19 protein-coding genes are annotated in these 18,667 nt (G+C 44.1%); 14 read left to right on the top strand and 5 right to left on the bottom strand.

Annotated elements, in window-relative coordinates; translation table 11 throughout:
* Positions 1-234 precede the first annotated feature (234 nt).
* The 7 genes from Q0394_RS04185 (at position 235) to Q0394_RS04215 (ending at position 9,041) form a co-directional block, all read left to right on the top strand.
* Positions 235-837: a DNA-3-methyladenine glycosylase I gene (locus Q0394_RS04185; protein WP_298945648.1), complete on the top strand. Its 603-nt coding sequence runs from the start codon at positions 235-237 to the stop codon at positions 835-837.
* Complete coding sequence (locus Q0394_RS04190; RefSeq protein ID WP_298945688.1) at positions 837-1,193, top strand: MmcQ/YjbR family DNA-binding protein; 357 nt, start codon at positions 837-839, stop codon at positions 1,191-1,193. Before Q0394_RS04185 ends, Q0394_RS04190 begins: the two co-directional genes overlap by 1 nt.
* Before the next feature lie 518 nt (positions 1,194-1,711).
* Positions 1,712-3,181 (top strand): UDP-N-acetylmuramate--L-alanine ligase, encoded by a 1,470-nt coding sequence (gene murC, locus Q0394_RS04195; RefSeq protein ID WP_298945649.1) that lies wholly within the window; start codon positions 1,712-1,714, stop codon positions 3,179-3,181.
* On the top strand, positions 3,178-3,525 hold the full coding sequence (locus Q0394_RS04200) for a hypothetical protein (RefSeq protein WP_298945650.1): 348 nt from the start codon (positions 3,178-3,180) through the stop codon (positions 3,523-3,525). The genes murC and Q0394_RS04200 overlap by 4 nt, the downstream gene beginning before the upstream one ends.
* Positions 3,526-5,880, top strand: coding sequence for an endonuclease MutS2 (locus Q0394_RS04205; protein WP_298945651.1), 2,355 nt, complete (start codon positions 3,526-3,528; stop codon positions 5,878-5,880).
* A gap of 574 nt (positions 5,881-6,454) precedes the next feature.
* Positions 6,455-7,048 carry a LysE family transporter gene (locus Q0394_RS04210; RefSeq protein ID WP_298945652.1) on the top strand — a complete coding sequence of 198 codons (594 nt, stop codon included), beginning with the start codon at positions 6,455-6,457 and terminating at the stop codon, positions 7,046-7,048.
* Between the two features lie 67 nt (positions 7,049-7,115).
* Positions 7,116-9,041, top strand: coding sequence for a bifunctional diguanylate cyclase/phosphodiesterase (locus Q0394_RS04215; protein ID WP_298945653.1), 1,926 nt, complete (start codon positions 7,116-7,118; stop codon positions 9,039-9,041).
* 616 nt (positions 9,042-9,657) lie between these two features.
* On the opposite strand, the gene hisG is transcribed toward Q0394_RS04215, so the two are convergent.
* Genes hisG through Q0394_RS04240 form a run of 5 tightly spaced genes read right to left on the bottom strand, consistent with a single transcriptional unit; the run spans position 9,658 to position 12,778 of the window.
* Entirely contained in the window at positions 9,658-10,266 is a 609-nt protein-coding gene (gene hisG, locus Q0394_RS04220; protein ID WP_298945654.1) for an ATP phosphoribosyltransferase, read from the bottom strand.
* Positions 10,260-10,889, bottom strand: coding sequence for a type III pantothenate kinase (locus Q0394_RS04225; protein ID WP_298945655.1), 630 nt, complete (start codon positions 10,887-10,889; stop codon positions 10,260-10,262). The genes hisG and Q0394_RS04225 overlap by 7 nt, the downstream gene beginning before the upstream one ends.
* The gene (locus Q0394_RS04230) at positions 10,876-11,208 is read right to left on the bottom strand and encodes a hypothetical protein (protein WP_298945656.1); all 333 of its coding nucleotides are present in this window, start codon (positions 11,206-11,208) and stop codon (positions 10,876-10,878) included. Before Q0394_RS04230 ends, Q0394_RS04225 begins: the two co-directional genes overlap by 14 nt.
* Complete coding sequence (locus tag Q0394_RS04235; RefSeq protein ID WP_298945657.1) at positions 11,205-12,215, bottom strand: L-seryl-tRNA selenium transferase; 1,011 nt, start codon at positions 12,213-12,215, stop codon at positions 11,205-11,207. Before Q0394_RS04235 ends, Q0394_RS04230 begins: the two co-directional genes overlap by 4 nt.
* A complete protein-coding gene (locus Q0394_RS04240; RefSeq protein ID WP_002948229.1) occupies positions 12,212-12,778 on the bottom strand; it encodes a hypothetical protein in 567 nt (188 codons plus the stop codon). Before Q0394_RS04240 ends, Q0394_RS04235 begins: the two co-directional genes overlap by 4 nt.
* A gap of 123 nt (positions 12,779-12,901) precedes the next feature.
* On the opposite strand from Q0394_RS04240, the gene gatC reads away from it, so the two are divergent.
* From gatC to Q0394_RS04275, 7 genes are read left to right on the top strand one after another with little or no spacing between them, the layout of a single operon-like run.
* Entirely contained in the window at positions 12,902-13,189 is a 288-nt protein-coding gene (gene gatC / locus Q0394_RS04245; protein ID WP_009493450.1) for an Asp-tRNA(Asn)/Glu-tRNA(Gln) amidotransferase subunit GatC, read from the top strand.
* 11 nt (positions 13,190-13,200) lie between these two features.
* Positions 13,201-14,316 carry a type IV pilus twitching motility protein PilT gene (locus tag Q0394_RS04250; RefSeq protein ID WP_206159250.1) on the top strand — a complete coding sequence of 372 codons (1,116 nt, stop codon included), beginning with the start codon at positions 13,201-13,203 and terminating at the stop codon, positions 14,314-14,316.
* Positions 14,316-14,909 (top strand): CvpA family protein, encoded by a 594-nt coding sequence (locus Q0394_RS04255; RefSeq protein ID WP_298945658.1) that lies wholly within the window; start codon positions 14,316-14,318, stop codon positions 14,907-14,909. Before Q0394_RS04250 ends, Q0394_RS04255 begins: the two co-directional genes overlap by 1 nt.
* Entirely contained in the window at positions 14,906-15,379 is a 474-nt protein-coding gene (locus Q0394_RS04260) for a Fur family transcriptional regulator (RefSeq protein ID WP_298945689.1), read from the top strand. The genes Q0394_RS04255 and Q0394_RS04260 overlap by 4 nt, the downstream gene beginning before the upstream one ends.
* The gene (gene lysS, locus Q0394_RS04265; protein WP_298945690.1) at positions 15,379-16,881 is read left to right on the top strand and encodes a lysine--tRNA ligase; all 1,503 of its coding nucleotides are present in this window, start codon (positions 15,379-15,381) and stop codon (positions 16,879-16,881) included. Before Q0394_RS04260 ends, lysS begins: the two co-directional genes overlap by 1 nt.
* A complete protein-coding gene (locus Q0394_RS04270; protein ID WP_298945659.1) occupies positions 16,881-18,125 on the top strand; it encodes a serine hydroxymethyltransferase in 1,245 nt (414 codons plus the stop codon). The genes lysS and Q0394_RS04270 overlap by 1 nt, the downstream gene beginning before the upstream one ends.
* The gene (locus Q0394_RS04275; protein WP_002948243.1) at positions 18,125-18,667 is read left to right on the top strand and encodes a DUF1882 domain-containing protein; all 543 of its coding nucleotides are present in this window, start codon (positions 18,125-18,127) and stop codon (positions 18,665-18,667) included. The genes Q0394_RS04270 and Q0394_RS04275 overlap by 1 nt, the downstream gene beginning before the upstream one ends.

The following is an 18,667-nucleotide window of genomic DNA, read 5'->3' on the forward strand; positions in this document are numbered from 1 at the left end:
ATTTCTGCACAACATTCAAATCCATCTCAAAATACTTGCAAATCTTATTTCGTATCGCAGGCTAAATTTAGGATTAAATTCGAGAATTCGGCTTGCGATACTTTTAAATTTAAAGCATAAAATTTACCAAATTTCAAAATCAAATTTTGCCGGATAAAATTTGATTTCACATCATCTTTCTTAACCCAAATTTCGCTACAATCTCTCAAATTTTATCAAAGCTAGGAGCTAAATTTGCAAAATACTCAAAAACCCAAATTCCGCTGCGACTGGGCGGAGAAAAGCGATCTGGAGCGCGTATATCACGACCTGGAGTGGGGCAGGGTCATTAAAGATGATGCGAAATTTTTCGAGCTTATAATTTTAGAGGGCTTTCAGGCGGGCATCTCGTGGCATGCGGTGCTACTTAAGCGCGAGGCGATGCGAGCGGCGTTTGACGGATTTGACGCGCGTAAAATTTCGCTCTACGGCGAGGAACATACGGCAAAATTTATGCAAAATCCAGCACTCATCAGAAACCGCCTTAAGCTAAACTCTCTCGCCGCAAATGCCCGCGCATTTCTCGCCGTCGCAAGCGAGTTTGGCAGCTTTTACGACTATCTTTGGGGCTATCTTTTGCCTAAATTTGATCCCAAATTTGACGGCAAGCCCATCATAAATCACTATGAAAACCTAAAACAAGTCCCCGCTACCACGCCGCTTGCGGGCTTCGTCGCAAAAGATATGAAAAAGCGCGGATTTAAATTTCTAGGACCTACGAGCGTCTATGCGTTTTTGCAAAGCGCGGGCGTCGTGGACTATCATCTGGACGCTTGCTTTTGCAAAGGAGGCAAGTGATGCTCGCACAGAAGCGAGTTTTTGATTGCATTGAGGAGAAATTCGGCGCACAAGGCGAGCGGATATTTGACAAACACCCGGAATTTGCCGTATTTCGCCACGCAAAAAATCAAAAATGGTTCGCCGTTTTTATGCGCGTGGACGGCGGCAGGCTGGGGCTTAAAAGCGGGGAGACGCTAGAGATACTAAATCTAAAATGCAAGCCTGATCTCGCGGCGATTTTGCGCGACGACGATCAAATTTTTCCAGCCTATCATATGAATAAAAAGCACTGGATCAGCGTAAATTTAAGCTCTAAAATCTCGCCCGAGCAGGTAGAGGATCTGATCGATCTTAGCTTTGAGCTAACGCGGTAAAATACTCGTAGTAAACAGCTCTTTTCAATGCTAAATTTGACGACTAGGAAGCATACTAAGCGCTAGTTTATAGATGCGTAAAATCTCCTAATTTTACCGACGATTCTCTAGCTTACTTTACGTGCGCCTCTTTATGCTTGCGGCCCTATGTAAAGCCTGCTAAAATCCGCATAAATTTCATCTTTTCAGCATCTCAAAATTTCATTTTCGCTAAAATCGGGCTAATAAATTTAAGTAAAAATCGTGCGAACTTTGAGCATGGTCGGCGGCGCCTAATAGCGCAGAGCGGTATCGCGGCGAACGACGCAAAGAGTCTTGAAATTTCGCAAAATAGTGCAAAATGAATTTAGCGGCTAATATGCGAAAGGGGTTTATTTGCGCAAGACGGCCGGATAAATAACAAGCGGGCGAGTAAATACGAAAAATAACGAACGCCACAATAGAGCAAATGGCTACGACGTTGATTGCTTCATGGGCGACGTAAATATAAATACTTTAAGAATTTACAAGGAAAACGAGTGGAAAATTTAAAACAAGGAAATTTTAACCAAGCAAGCGGGCTTCACCGTACGGTAGAAGCGGGCTCAAATTCGGGTCGCGAAAATTTAGCGCAGTCAAATTTAAACGCACAAGCGACCCACGCCGACGAAAGAGAGCGCGCAAAGGAGCAAAACTTCGAGCGCAAAAAGGTCCATTTCATCGGTATCGGCGGCATAGGCATCTCTGCGATCGCGCGATTTTTGCACGAAAAGGGCTTCATCATCAGCGGTAGCGATATCAAAGAAAGCCCGACCACGCGCGAGCTGGCCGCACAGGGCATCGACGTCATCACGCCGCACAGCAAGGCCGCGATCAAGGATCAGGACTTTGTCATTTATTCGGCCGCGATAAAACCCGATAATGTCGAACTCGTCGAAGCGCGAAGCAAAGGGCTGCACTGCCTATCGCGCAAAGAGGCGCTGCCGATGGTACTAGAGGGCAAGCGCGTGTTTTCGGTAGCGGGCGCGCACGGCAAAAGTACGACCTCGGCGATGCTCTCTAGCCTCGTGGAGGGCTCGGTCATCATCGGCGCGATCAGTAAGCAGTTTGGCTCAAATATGAAATACGAGCCCTGCGACAACGTCATTTTCGAAGCCGACGAGAGCGATAGTAGCTTTCTCAACTCAAACCCGTATCTAGCCGTCGTGACTAACGCTGAGCCCGAGCATATGGAGCATTACGGCTATGATTTGGAGAAATTTCACGCGGCGTATCGAGGCTTTTTGGAGCGAGCCAAGGTGCGCGTGATAAATGCCGAGGACGAGTTTTTGGGTACGCTAAAGCTTGATGCCGTGCGCCTTTATCCAAGCGTCGATATCACCGAGCTTAGTATGATCGTGCGCGATTTCGTGCCTTATACTGCGTTTAATCTAAAAAATTTAGGCAAATTTGAAGTGCTTGGCATGGGCGAGCACATCGCCGTGGACGCGTCGCTTGCGATCTTAGCCGCGCTAAATGAAACCTCACTGGCGCAAATCAGGCAAAATTTGCTAAATTTTAAAGGCATCAAAAAGCGTTTCGATATCCTCACTGCGAGTAGAAAATTTGTGCTCATCGACGACTACGCGCACCATCCGACCGAGATCAAGGCCACTTTACAATCGGTCTTTGAATACGCTAAGTTGCTAGGTATCACCAAGATCACGGCGATCTTTCAGCCGCACAGATTTACGCGTCTGAGCGCAAATTTACAGGGCTTTAAAGAGTGCTTTGAGGGCATAGACGAGTTAGTTATCCTGCCTGTTTACGCCGCTGGCGAGACGCCGATAGAGATAAATTTAAAAGAGGAGTTTAAACGCTATAACCCAGTTATGACGCAAAAAGTCGCGCGCGAGGGCGAGGGGATCGTCTTTACGGATGAGTTTGGCGTGAAAAACTTGCTAGATGACGGCCTAGTGATCGGCTTTGGCGCGGGCGACATCACATATCAGCTGCGAGGCGACGCATGAGGGTCATAATCGTACTTTTAGGCGTGCTTGCCGCGATCGCGATATTTAGCGTGAGTGACGAAAAGCTAAGTAAAAAGGCGAAATTTATCATCACTTTTTCGGTGATTTTTATCGCGGCGGCGCTATACTTTTACGAGACCAGGCTAGAAAGCGAGCAGGGCAAAAGGCTGGAGCTAGTCGCGCTTTTTAATCAAGGCAAAACCCTAAAATGCGGAAATTTCGACGTAAATAACACTAAATTTAACTATGAGTTTGGCACATCCTCTTTTGTCGCAAAACGCGCGGCAAAGGAGCTAAACAGCGTCAAGATCGCGCTTGATGGTTGCGAATTTAAAGGCGAATAATTGCGAAATTTTAAAGATAATCAAAATTTGACCCAAGGCGGCGTTTGGGAGGCTGGCGGGCTGGAAAATAATGTCTTGCGCGAGCAAAGAAATGGCGATGTTTCAGACGTCGCGGCGCACCGCGAGCAAAAAGAATTTACAAACGCGGAAGGCTTTGAGCGGCTTATAAAAATTTTAGACCTACAAGGCTACATGGAGCGGTTTAACTCCTTTCTAGCGCGCCCAAAGCCGCTTTTTATGGCGGGCGACAGCAGGTTGCATTATGAGAAAATTTTAGAACTCTCGCAAAAGCAGTTTGATCCGCCCGTACCGGCTCAAAACCTAGACGACGCGCTCATTCGCCTTAGCAAGCAAGCCACGTTGCACGTGAGCGAGATTTTTGAGTTTGCTAAGATTATTAGCTACTTTATCTACCTAAAAACGCTCAAATTTGAAGGCAAACTAGGCGAGTGGCTCGCTAAAATCGAGATACCGCAGCCGATGTCAAAGCTCGCAAACTCGTTTGATAAAAACGGCGAGCTAAAAGACGAAGTGGACGAGCGCCTGGGCGGTATCAGAGACGCGTTTAGCGCCAAAAGAGCACAAATAGACGCCGATCTGCGCCGCCTCATCTACTCAAAATCCATCACGCCATACCTCGTCGATACGCAGGTGCACTACATTAGCTCCGTCGAGGCGCTGCTCGTGCGAGGCGGGTTTAACCACGTGTTAAAGGGCACGGTCGTGGCTAGAAGCTCGGGCGGATACTTCTACGTCGCGCCAGAAAACATCCAAAAACTCAAAAAAGAGCAAAGCGAGCTACTGGATAAAAAAGAGGAAATCGTCTATGAGCACTGCAAAATTTTTAGCTCCGCGATGCACAAGGGCCTCCTGTTTTTAAAATTTATAAACGGTGCATTTGACGTATTTGATGCCTACTGCGCGCGGGTTTTTACGGCAAAAAGCGCGGATTTTGAGTTCGTGCTACCAAGCGGCGGGTCAAATTTAAAACTTGCAAATTTCGCCCATCCTGCGCTAAAAAATCCAAAAAGCATCAGCATCGACTTTAGTAAAAAGGTACTGCTAATCACGGGCGTAAACGCAGGCGGTAAATCAATGCTGCTAAAATCGCTGATAGCCGCAGCTTTTCTAGCCAAATACCTACTTCCGATGCGCATAAACGCGCAAAAATCGCAGATCGGAAATTTTAAAGAATTTGACGCTATCATCGAGGATCCGCAAAACGTGAAAAACGACATCTCGACCTTTGCGGGACGTATGGTGCATTTTTCCAAGCTTTTTACGAAAAAAAATCTGCTCATCGGAGTCGATGAGATTGAGCTGGGAACGGACTTTGAGGAGGCGGCTAGCCTATATGGCGTGATGATCGAGCGGCTGATGAGTCAGGATATCAAGATGATCATCACCACCCACCACAAGCGCCTTGCTATGCTACTAGCCAAAAATCCGGACGTCGAGCTGGTCGCGGCGCTTTACGACGAGGAAAACTCGCGGCCTAAATTTGAGTTTTTAAAGGGTACGATCGGCAAATCATACGCCTTTGAGACTGCGGCTAGATACGGCATCGCGGCAAATTTGGTCGCGCAGGCAAAAAAGATCTACGGCGAGGATAAAGAAAATCTAAACGAAATCATCACAAAGACGCTGAATTTAGAGGTACAGCTCAAAGAAAAGCTCGAAAGCGCCGAGAAAAAAGAGCAAAAGCTAGACTCGCTAATCGAAAATTTAAAAGAGCAAAAAGAGCGCGCCGAGGCGGAACAGCACGAGGTTATAACGCGGCTGGAGCGGGAGTATTTTAAGGCGATAAATGAGGCTAGACGCGCGATAAATTTAGACGACACAAAAGAAAAACAGCGCGCCCTAAACCGCGCAAACGAGGCCAAACGCGCCGTGCAAAAGCCCGAAATCTCAGCCCCGCCCCAGCTAAAAGTCGGCGACCGCGTCAAATACGGCAAGATAAAGGGCGTCGTCGCAAGCCTAAGTAAAAACGACGCCGTAATACAAACCGATAACGTGAGCATGCGCGTGCCGATAAATCAGCTAAAAATCAGCGGCGAAACGCCCGCGCCGCCGAAAAAATCAGGCATAAATCTAAGCGTGCAAAAGCCGCAAAACGCCAGCGTCACGCTCGATCTGCACGGACTGCGCGCGGACGAAGCGGTGCAAAAACTGGATAAATTTATCTCAGATAGCCTAGTGATGGGCTTTGACGAGGTGCAGGTGTATCACGGCATCGGCACGGGCAAGCTCGCCTACGCGGTCAAAAATTTCTTACGCGAACATCCGAGCGTGAAGGAGTTTTTTGACGCGCCGGCGGGGCAGGGGGGATTTGGAGCGCAGATAGTGCGATTGTGAGTTTGAAGATTTGCGGCTTGTCTCGCGAGCGCTTTTCCGAGATTTCGCAAAATTTTCGCTCCGCAGGCTATATGCCTAGCGCACGCTCAATTTTGCTTCAAAACTCGAAAAATCATCTCACGATACTTCGCCTTATCTTTTTACGTTCAAATTTGAAGTCAAATTTTCAAATTTGAGTCGCCGAAACCCGCACCTTGAAAACGCAATTTTAAACCTGCGACGCTTTGCGCAAGCAAAGCTATGTCGCCACCATAAAAGCGTCGTAGGGGGAGGGGGATTAAAGGGGGTGGGGAGCGACTTCGCCATTCAAGCCCCCACCCCCTTTACAATAAAGTAAAAAACAACCTTAAACGGTTGTTTTTTACGCAAGGAAGCTCGGCTTGAAACACCAAATTTGACTAAACCAAATTTAGTACCTTAAAGGCGCAGGTCTCGGTGCGTAAAATTTCAAATTCCCAATTCAAATTTGCGTGTTCCATTAAAATTTAAATCCGCTTTTCGCGTCAAATTTAATGACCTCAAACCTTTCAAATTTAGGTAAAATCCAAAATACAAAAATAAAAAAAGGACAAAGATGAACGCGTTTTTGCAGGGACTGCTGCTGGGTTTTAGCGCGGCGGTACCGCTAGGACCAGTAAACGTGATGATAATGAGTGCTGCGGTAAGGTCGTTTTGGGCGGCGTTTGCTATCGGGCTGGGTGCTATGAGCGCGGACGTGGCGTATCTGTTGCTTTTGGCGTTTGGCGTGCTTGAGTATTTGCAGGGCGAAACGGCGGAAAAAATCATCGGGATTTTTGGATTTTGCTATCTAGCCTACATCTCCTACGCTATATTTAAAAACGCAGATAAGCCTATAACGGCGGACGCGCTGGACGCCGAGGTCAAATTTAGCAAAAACTACGCAAAAGGCTTTTTCGTCACGCTTGCAAATCCATATACCGTCGGATTTTGGCTCAGCGTCGCAGGCTTTGCAAAAAGTTTTGAAAACGCGGGCGCGGTCATAGCGGGGCTAGTCGCGGCGATATTTGTCTGGATCGTTTCGATGCCGTTTGCCGTGCATAAAAGCGCCAAATTTATCTCGCAAAACGTCGCGAAATGGCTAAACTACGTATGTTCGGTTATTTTGCTGGGGTTTGCTTTCTTCTTACTTTATAAACTATTTTTATAAAATTTAGCTTTTATAATTAACTTAAGTAAATAATGATAAAATGGCAACAAATTTTTAGAGAAGTTTAATGCAAAATTTTGATATTAAAAAATCGATGACGCAGTTTATCGTCCTGCCGATCGCCGTACTCGTGATCTGCTCGTGTCTGGCTATGGGTTTTATATTTTATAAAAAACTACAAGATTCCTCCAACTATATCTCAAACATCGATATACAGAGTAAGGCGGAGTCCTATATGAATATATTGCAAATGATTTATAAAGACGTGGCAAAGCGCGACGTAGAGGAGTTTCAAAGATATAGCGAATTGGCAAATTCTATCCCGTCGTGGATGGTGAAGCAAACAGGCGAAAAAAACGAGCTCATCATCCTAGCTAGCTCGCAACAACCAAGCTTAATCGGGGAAAATTTACCCTATAAATTTTGCGGTATGGACGCCAATGCGCATGCAGAGTTGGCTCGCAACGGAGCCTATAAAAGTATAAAACTAATCCCAGACAATAAAGCCGAGATCTGCTATTTTAAAAATATAGACGGCGCAATAATAGGCTACAATATGGTTCAAGGCGTTAAAATTTCCGGTTTTGACGATCCGCTTTTTGCGCAGTGGTTTATCGTGAATATGAAAAATACATTTATCGTAACGAGCGTAATGGTGCTTATTTGTATTTTTCAATATTTGCTTTTTTATAGAAGTATAAGAAATAATCAAGTCTCCCTTATGAAAACTAATGCCAAGCTCGTGGCCAATAATGCCGAGATGCAAAAGCGGCTTTATAGAGATTCTCTTACGGGTTTGCCTAATAAAACAGCTCTGGAGCGTGATCTGGAGGCAATGAAAAGCCCTAAAATCATCATTGTGGATATCGACGAATTTAGAAAAATGAATAACTACTTCGGTACTGCAGTTTGCGACAGAATTTTAGTACGAATGACGCAAATTTCGCAAAAATTCGCAGATGATAATAATATGGCGGTTTACCGAGTGGGGCCGGATCAGTTTGCGTTTATCGAGGATGCGGCGTTTTTTATCGATAGGTATGAGGATTTAGCTACCGAGCTTTTGGATAATATCAAAGGCCTAGTCGTCGATATCACCGCACTTGACGGCGAACAAAGCGAGATAGAGATACACTGCACGGTGGGCTTTGCGCTAGATGAGACCGATACGTTTAAAAAGGCGATGGTGGCGCTTGAGTTTGCTAAACAAAGCGGAAAGGACTATTTTTGCTACTTTAAAAACATCGACGATACGCCGCAATACGCTGAGCAAATCACTCGCTCAAATATGATACGAAACGCTATCATAAACGATAGGATCGTGCCGTTTTATCAACCGATATTTAATAAAGAAAAGCAAATCGTAAAGCACGAAACTCTAATCCGCATCCAAAACAGTAACGAAACCATCTCTCCAAGCGTCTTTTTGGAGGTTTCAAAGCGCATCAAACGCTATACAGATATCGAAAAAATGCTGATCGAAAAAAGCTTTAAACTAATCGCCGATAGGCCCGACGCCGTAATCTCTGTAAATTTATCCGGGCGCGATATGACCGACGGTGACGTGAGCGTGTTTATCATCGAAAAATTAAATAAATACAAAGTTGCCGGACGCGTAATATTTGAAATACTAGAGGATGAAAACGTCGAAAATATCGAGCGTATAGGAACATTTATCGAGCGCGTGCGCAGGATGGGCGTAAAGATAGCGATAGACGACTTTGGCTCTGGCTATAGCAACTTCTCCTACATCCTAAAACTAAAGCCCGACTACATAAAAATCGACGGCTCCATCATAAAAAATATCGATACGAGCGAGGACTCTCGCGCTATAGCAGGCGCCATCATCGCCTTTGCTAAAAAGCTTGATATCACGGTAATAGCCGAATTTGTCCGCTCAAAAGAGGTGTTTGATACATGCGTAGAGCTTGGCGTGGACGAGTTTCAGGGCTTTTATCTAGGAGAGCCTAGAGATAGCCTTTACGAGGATTAAAATTTAACTGCGACGCTATTTTGTCGGAGGTTTTGATCTTTTGCCGTCTTGTAAATTAGCCTTGATTTTTTGATGAATTATCGCCGATTTTTACATCATTTTAACTTTTAATAAAAACAATAATGCCTCTTGCGGAAATTTTAAAGCGGACCGGTTTTTGTAAACAAACTACCAAGTAAAGCTTTATAAAATTAAATCTCGTTGAGATAGTTGCCGAATTTACGCGCTTTAGGGCCTGGTTCATTAAGTTTTGTAATTATTTATGGATCAATTGCCTTCTTGTGTTTGTACTAAGTTTGGTTTAGACTTTTGTTTTTGCGACAACGGCGTCAAATTTGACTTTAATTTTTATTGGGTTTTGGCGCTTCCTGTTTGATTGCGAAAAAAGCATCATATCGCGCAAGGATAAGATTTGTCCATGCGCCCAAAAATAAGTATAATTGGTTTTTGTAGTTTGGCTCGCGAGCTTTGTATGGTTTAAATTTTATCAAGATTGATCGCCGAGTATTGTGATTATAAACTATCAAATTTCAAGATATTTTTTACAGAAATAAAAAAGCTAAATTTAGCGGCCTGCATCGTAAAGACGCAGGTTAATTCGACTTACAAATTTAGCTTAAATTTGCGCTTTGATTTTTTCGTAAAGCGATAAAATTTCGTCTTTTTTGATGATAAAGCTACTTTTATTTGCGATGAGGTGAGCGGAGCTGTGCATGATGGTCTCGGCGACTCTTAGCCCGTTTTGCTTCATCGTAGTGCCAGTTTCAACGACGTCCACGATTGCGTCGGCTAGCCCGACCAGCGGTGCTAACTCGATCGAGCCGTATAGTTTGATGATCTTTAGCGCGGTCGCCTTTGCGGCGAAATAGTTGCGCGAGATGTGCGGCATTTTGGTGGCGATCTTTAGCTCGGGAGCGTTTAAATTTAGCTCCTCGCCCTCTTTTATACCTACGCAGACGCGGCATTTGCCGATTTTTAGATCAAGTAGGCGCACGACGTCAGGACGGTGCTCTTCAAGTACGTCAAGACCCACCACGCCGATATCTGCAGCACCGTTTACGACGTAGGTCGGGATGTCTTGGTTGCGAACCATTAGAAATTTAAAATCACCCTCGCTCATCAACAGTTTTCTGTCCTCAAACTCAAACGAGCTTTGAAAAATTTTCCTAAAAATCGCGAGAGTTTCGTCAGCGATGCGGCCTTTTGGCAAAGCAACCGTTAGCATAAGATGTCCTTTTTTTGTTCGATTAGTTTTTGCATCCCGCGAAATACGAGCATGCGGTCGTAGATACTCGTGGTAAAAAAGCGCGATAAAAACTCGCCGTCGCCGCCCGTGAAGTAGATTTTCGAGCCGTTTGCCATGTTTTCTATGAGAAGCAGGATCGGTTTGATGATGCCGTAACTCACCGCGTCGGTCGTTTTTTGCGGGAGTGCGTCGAGGTCGATCTGCGAATTTAGCGAGATTTTTAGCCTCGGCGAAATTGCTTCGCAAGCTTTTAGGATGTGCGAAATACCGGGCACTATCGCGCCGCCAAGGTGCATAGAGTCCATCATAACGTCTATAGTTACGGCACTACCTGCATCGACAATAAGACCATTTTTTACAGCATAACAGCTAGCCACGCGGTCGATACCAAGGCCTTTATAGATAGTATCTAGTTCAAAATAGGGCTCCAAATTTACGAATCTAGGCGAATTTTGCAACCTTTTGGTTACTTCGTCGTTTACGCTGATAAAATAAATCTTCTCATCGCTTCTAAAATATTTAAAATTTTCAATCCTGATTTTGGTGATTTTACCGTTTTCAAAAAAGGTGGCGTTAGTATTGCCTACGTCACATAGAGTCATGTTTGTAGCCGTTTTCTTTCATTAAATTTGCAGTTTTTGAGCAGATATCAGAGCTATAAAAAATAGCTTTTTTTTTAAAATTTACTCCTGTTTGCTCGGCGATTTTGCTGGCTATTTCGTTGATTGTTTCAAACTCTTTGCTTAAAAATCTAGCCTTTGCGCTGCGAAAAAATAAAAGCGTATAAAAGCCTTTCATATCAACTCCCGTAAGCGCGGCAAGGGTCTTTTTTTTAGTAAATTTATCAAGCTCAACCCAGGTTAGATTTTTTAAAATAATCTTTTTGGCTTCCAGAACTTGATAAATTTCTTGCTTCGTCATTTAAGCTCTAAGCTGTAATCGTCGTAGAAAAATTCTTTCGCTCCGGCGAAAATTTGGCTCTCAACCTCGTCTGAAAGCTCGTAAATTTTGGCATTGTCGAGCGCTAGATCTGTCTTGATGAGATATCCTGTTTTTTCCATTATATAAAGCGAGCCGTTATAGACGGTGGCGCTTGAAAAGATGGCGAATTTAAAATATACGTCTTTGATTTGTTTCAAATTTAGGTCGCTAAGCACGATTTTGCCGTCTTTTAGCAAGATATATACATATTCGCCGTTTATGACGATGTCTTTTATCTCGCCGTTATAGTAAACCGTTTTTTCCGGATTTATCGAGACGATACGCTTGCCTGTGGCGGCTATCATCGTGTCGTTTACGACGTTGAGCGAGATGATGTTGTTAAAAAACTGCTCGCTACTCACAACCACGTCACGTAAAATTCGGCCTTGGTTTTTATCCGCGATCATGATCTTACCGTCAAGCGTAGGAAATATAACGAGCGAGCTCATAAATAACGGCGCAGCGACGCGAGAGTCCTGCGCATAGACGTTTGAGCTTTCAAACTCGAGCAAAGTATCGTTTGTTGCAATGTCGATGAGATATATGACATTGCCCGCGCTTAAAAGGGCTAGTTTATTATCTTCTAGAGCGGCTGAAACGATTGCTTCATTGAAGCTTCTTTGAAATAAAATTTCGTTTGAGCTGTTTGCAACGATCAAATTTCCATCCAAATCGGAGCTGATAAATTTACCGTCGGCGGAATTTAACAAGGTTGCACCCTTTGGCAGCTTTATCTCGGGCGAGAGTAGGCCGTTTTTAGTTATCGCCATACCGTTTTTTAGCACCGCTCCGTTTATGCTCGCCGTCGCGATGCTCGCCGGCAGCCTGTTTTCTGAAATTTTTTCATTTTGCACATCGGTCGGTTCGAAATACTGCCTTTTCGTACTGCATCCGCCGAGTACCGCGACGCAGAGCGCAGCCGCTAAAATAGCTTGAAATTTTCTCATTTTGCATTTCCTTGATAGTGTTCTAAATTTTTGACGATGGATTGAAGCTGAGAATTTAAAGGAACCTTTTTAAATTCGTTTTTTGCTTCGTCGATTTTATTTTCTTTCATTAGCTCATACCCTCTAACAACGGCCTTATATGAAGTCAAAATTTGACCGCTAGGCTCGTTTATCTGGGATTTTACGATATCTTTTAAAAGCGGATCTATTTGCTCGTTTGCTAGCGATTTTAGCGCGTTTGTGTCGTTGTTATCAAGTGCTCTTTTAAACTCGTAAAGCGCGTAGAGCGAGGCGTCTTTTTGCTTTAGTTCAGCCTTTGCTTGCTCGTCTTTTGGATTAAGTATCAGTTTTGCATATGCGGCGTTTGCGGCTTTAAACTCTTTTTCTTTTAAAGCGCCGTTTATATAGTATCCCGCCGCACCGATGACGCCTAAAGCGAGCGCACCGATGATAATTTTTTTATATTTTTTAAAAAATCTTTCGCTTTTGATTATGTTTTCTAAAAATTGTTCTTGAGTATTTAACTCTTCCTTTATAGAATCAATATCATCTTTGATGGCCAAGTTTGTTCCTTAAATTTTAGTTATTGAAAGTTCGTAATTGTAGCATAATAAATATAAAACAGCATAAAAATCAAGGCAAATTGTGTTATAATGCGGAAAATTTTAAAAATTTGACGAGGTTTTATGCAGATAGACGATACTTTATTAACCAAACTCGAAAAGCTTAGCTCGCTCAAAGTCGAGAGCGACAAGCGAAGGGAAATCGAAGGTCAACTCAGTGAAATTTTGAGTTTTGCGGGTATACTAGACGAGCTTGATTTAAGCGCTTCTCAAGCAGTAGTAAGCTCTAGAGAGGGCGGGACTCCGTTAAGAGAAGACGTAAGCGTGAGCTCTGACGTGATAGAAACTATACTTAAAAACGCTCCAATGAGTAGCGAACACTTCTTTGTCGTGCCGAAAATTATAGAATAAGGAAATTTTATATGGAGCAAATAAGGCAAGAAACTCAAAATGATAGCTTAGAGCCCAAGAAGATAGACGTAAGCTTGGAGACGTTATTAAAAACGGTCGTCCACAATAAGGCCAGCGACTTGCACCTTGTCGCAAGAAGCGAGCCGCAGATCAGAATAGACGGAACTTTGAGGCCGCTTGAGCTCGGCGTGCTAAAAGGGCACGATATACAAGATATCTGCTATGCGCTCATAACCGACGTGCAAAAAAGCGATCTTGAGGAAAATAGGGAGCTTGACTTCGCAATAGAGCTTCCCGGCGTCGGACGTTTTAGAGGAAACTATTACTATACTATGAACGGCGATTTGGCTGCCGCATTTCGTATTATTCCGACAGATATTCCGTCTCTTGACGACCTTAGAGCGCCTGCTATTTTTAAAGAAGTGGTAAAGCGCGAAAAAGGACTAATTTTGGTCACCGGACCTACGGGTAGCGGTAAATCGACGACGCTTGCCGCGATGCTAAACGAGATAAATTTAAATGAGAGAAAGCATATTATTACCGTAGAAGATCCTGTCGAGTTCGTACACACGAATAAAAAAGGTCTTTTTTCTCATAGAAACGTTGGCGTGGATACCAAGTCTTATGCCAAGGCGCTCAAAAGCGCACTTCGTGAAGATCCTGATATTATTTTGGTGGGCGAGCTTCGAGATAGAGAAACGATATCTACGGCTATTACGGCAGCAGAGACTGGCCACTTGGTATTTGGCACGCTGCACACAAACTCGGCTATTCAGACTATCAACCGTATTATAGATAGTTTTGAGGGCGGCGAGCAGCTTCAGGTGCGAAATATGCTCTCGGTTTCGTTAACGGCGGTTATATCGCAAAGCTTACTTCCAAAAATAGGCAGCGGACGACTTGCTATACACGAAATACTAATTAACAATAATGCTATCGCAAACCTTATTCGAGAAAACAAGGTGCATCAAATTTACTCCCAAATGCAGCTAAACCAACAAGTAACCGGCATGATGACGCAAACGCAGTCTTTAATGAAAGCTATTAGAGCAAATCAAATCACGAAAGAAATGGCGATGAGATATTCAACCAATCAGCAAGAACTCGCGCCATTGTTAGGTATGTAATGGATTTTGTTACTCTATTTGACGTAGTCGTCGTTTCATTGGTTTTGATACTGGGTATAAAAGGCGTGATAAGCGGACTGGTAAAGGAAATATTTGGCCTCATCGGTCTAATCGGCGGTATCGTGGTGGCTAGTAGATTCGGTATTAGAGTCGGTCATCTAATAAGCGATAATGTTTATAAAATAGAGGGCGATTCTATTTTATTTTTTGCTGGATTTTTAACGACGCTTATCGTATTCTGGATACTTTGCTTGGGTATCGGCGCATTTTTATCGAGATTAGTAGGGTTAAGCGGACTTGGATTTTTGGATAAAATGGGCGGATTTGTCATCGGAAGCACTAAAATTTTCCTAGTTTTTGCGGTTTTGATAGTGACTATTTCAAATATTCAAGTTTTAAACAACAAAATAGAGCCGTATTTTAGGGGAAGTAAACTGTACCCGATTTTGCTGGATACGGGCAAATGGATAATGAACGTGGACGTAAAAGGCATAGCAAGCGGAGTAGGAAATATCGAGACGCCGTTTGACGCATCTATGCAGGAGCAAAGACCAAATTTGGAGATAAATTCGACGATTAAGGAGTATAAATAATGATTGAGAATTTAGAATACGACGCGCTTCTTGAGAAATTTAAAAAAATTTTGAGAGATAATGGGCTAAAATACACGCAACAGCGAGAAGTTCTACTAAAGACGCTCTACAACAACGACGAGCACTTCACTCCGGAGAGACTTTATTTTTTCATTAAAGAGACCTATCCTGACTTAAATGTCGGCATTGCGACCGTTTATAGGACGCTAAATTTGCTCGAAGAGGCCGAGATGGTAACCTCTATCAGCTTCGGTTCGCAAGGTAAAAAATTCGAGCTTGCAACCAAGCCTCACCATGATCACATGATATGCCGCAGGTGCGGAACCATCATAGAATTTGAAGACGCAACCATAGAAAAAAGACAAGCAAACATCGCGAAAGAGCACGGCTTTAAGCTAACTGGACACATGATGCAGCTTTACGGAGTATGTAAAGAGTGTGTTGCTAAAGAGGCAAAGGGTGGCAAGTGATATTTGAAAATCAATTAGAAATACAAAGATTAGAGACGGCAAACGAACTAAGAAGCGCGGGCGTAAATCCCTATCCGCATTTTTTACGCCGCGATATGGATATAACTAAATTTAGACTTAAATTTAAACACATTATAGACACCGAAGAAAAGAGCGCTGAAGGTCAGCTAGTAAGCCTTGCCGGACGCGTTAAGCTCATTAGGGATGCTGGCAAAGCGATATTTGCCAATATCGAGGACGAGGATGGCAATCTTCAAATTTACTTTAGCAATAAAACTCTTGATCCAGACTGGTTTAAGGTCGTAAAGAAAAATATCGAAGTAGGCGACATCATATATGTACGCGGATATGCCTTCGTCACGCGAACGGGCGAATTTTCGATGCACGTTAGCGAGCTAACTTTGGCATCAAAGGCTATTTCGCCGCTTCCGGAGAAATTCCACGGACTAACGGATATAGAGACTAGATATCGCCAAAGATACCTAGATATGATAATGAACCCCGAGGTTAGGGCTGATTTTAAGCGCCGCTCTGTTATAGTTAGTACGATTCGCAGATTTTTCGAGGACAAGGGCTTTTTGGAAGTCGAGACTCCTATGATGCACCCGATACCTGGCGGAGCTAACGCTAAGCCTTTCGTTACGTTTCACAACGCACTTGGCGTCGAGAGATTTTTGCGCATCGCGCCCGAGCTTTATCTAAAGCGTCTCATCGTGGGCGGTTTTGATGCTGTTTATGAGATGAATAGGAATTTCCGCAACGAAGGTATGGACTTAACGCATAATCCCGAATTTACAAGCATCGAGTTTTACTGGGCATGGCATACCTATCACGATTTGATGGGGCTAACCGAGGAGCTATTTAACGTGCTTCTTGATAAACTCGATATGCCTAAAATCATCGAATTTGACGGTATGCAGATCGATTTTAGTAAACCGTTTAGACGTATAAGCTACAAAAAAGCGCTCGTAGAAATTGGCGGACTAGACGAAACTATCATTGACGATAAAGATAAAATTTTAGCTAAGCTCAAGGCGGACGGCTTTGAGGCAAACGCAAAGCTTGATTTAGGGCATTTGCAAGCCGAGCTTTTTGATAACTATGTAGAAAGCAAGCTAACCGATCCGACGTTTATCATAGACTATCCGATTTCGATCAGCCCGCTTTCTCGCAGAAGTGATGCAGATCCTAATATCGCGGAGAGATTTGAGCTGTTTATCGCAGGGCGCGAGCTAGCAAATGGCTTTAACGAGTTAAACGATCCGATTGATCAATACGGCCGCTTCGCTTCACAAATCGAAGCTAAAAATGCAGGAGACGATGAAGCTCACGAGATGGACGAGGACTATGTGAGGGCTCTTGGCTACGCGATGCCTCCGACTGCGGGGCAGGGCATCGGTATAGATAGGCTCGTGATGCTACTAACCAATAAAAAATCCATCCGCGACGTGGTACTTTTCCCGGCGATGAGACCGCAAAAAAACGAAACCAAGGAGAATTAATGAGTTTGCAAAGTTATGATAAAGAAATTTTTGATTTAGTAAATTTGGAATTAAAACGCCAATGCGACCACCTCGAGATGATCGCGAGTGAAAATTTTACCTATCCTGAAGTAATGGAAGTAATGGGCTCGATTCTAACCAATAAATACGCGGAAGGCTATCCAGGCAAACGCTACTACGGCGGCTGCGAATACGTCGATCAGATTGAGCAGCTAGCGATAGATCGCTGCAAAGAGCTTTTTGGTTGCGAATTTGCAAACGTACAGCCAAACTCAGGCTCGCAGGCAAACCAGGGTGTTTACGGCGCGCTTTTAAATCCGGGCGATAAAATTTTAGGCATGGATCTAAGCCATGGCGGACACCTAACTCACGGCGCAAAAGTAAGCAGCTCTGGTAAAATTTATCAGAGCTTTTTCTACGGCGTGGAGCTTGACGGACGAATAAACTACGACAAAGTGATGGAAATCGCGCAAATCGTAAAACCTAAGATGATCGTGTGCGGCGCGAGCGCATATACTCGCGAGATCGAATTTAAGAAATTCCGCGAGATAGCTGACGCCGTCGGCGCTATACTCTTTGCCGATGTGGCGCACATCGCGGGCCTAGTCGTAGCTGGCGAGCATCAGAGTCCTTTTCCGCACTGCGACGTGGTGAGCTCAACTACGCACAAGACCCTTCGCGGACCTCGCGGCGGTATCATTATGACAAACAACGAAGAGTACGCTAAAAGGATAAATTCGTCTATTTTCCCTGGCATTCAGGGCGGACCGCTCGTTCACGTTATCGCGGCAAAGGCGGTAGGTTTTAAACATAACCTTTCGCCTGAATGGAAAATTTACGCCAAGCAAGTTAAGGCAAACATCAAAAAACTAGCTGATGTTTTGGTAAAACGTGGCTTTGACCTAGTTAGCGGCGGTACGGATAATCACCTGGTTTTAATGAGCTTTTTAAATCGTGAATTTAGCGGTAAAGATGCCGACATCGCTCTTGGAAACGCAGGCATAACGGTAAATAAAAATACGGTTCCAGGCGAAACTAGAAGCCCGTTTGTTACAAGCGGTATCCGCATCGGAAGTCCGGCGCTTACGGCTCGCGGCATGAAAGAAGCGGAATTTGAGATCATCGCAAACAAAATCGCCGACGTGCTAAGCGATATCAATAACGCAGCGCTTCAAGAAAAAGTAAAAGCCGAACTAAAAGAGCTTGCGGGCAAATTTATCATCTATGATAAGGCGACTTATTGATGCAGAGCATAGACACCGCGCTAATCAAAATGAACACGAGCCACTACTGGATCAAACGCGATAATATCGTAAGTAAGATTGAGTACAAGGGACGGACGTTTTTCAACAAATTTGAGCTCATAAATGAGCCTCTAAGCTATCAGGTGATAAAAGATCACGACGAGGGCAAGATCACTGTCGCGCACTCGCTGATACTGCCTGGCGACAAGGTAGAAAATATCGTCTTTGACTACAACGGCAGGATGCCTGAGCGCTTTTGGCACCGTGCTCAGCTTTTGCTCCGCGAGGAGGGATTTATAAATTTTACCGCCTACGAGAGCAAGACACCGGGACACTTGCACCTTTATATACACAAAGGGCACACGACGCTAAATGAGGGCTATCAGATAGCGAATAAACTATCTATGTTGCTTAGTTCGCGTTTGGTTAAAGAGTGGAGAGTGTTTCCGACGATGGAGTTACCGAAAGAATTTAATATCTTGACGTTGCCGTACAAAGTTTATCAAAAAGAGCGCGGCGCAAGCTGGTCAAAACATATGTAA

The organism is uncultured Campylobacter sp. (genome assembly GCF_938039205.1).
In the GTDB taxonomy this organism is placed as follows: Bacteria; Campylobacterota; Campylobacteria; order Campylobacterales; family Campylobacteraceae; genus Campylobacter_A.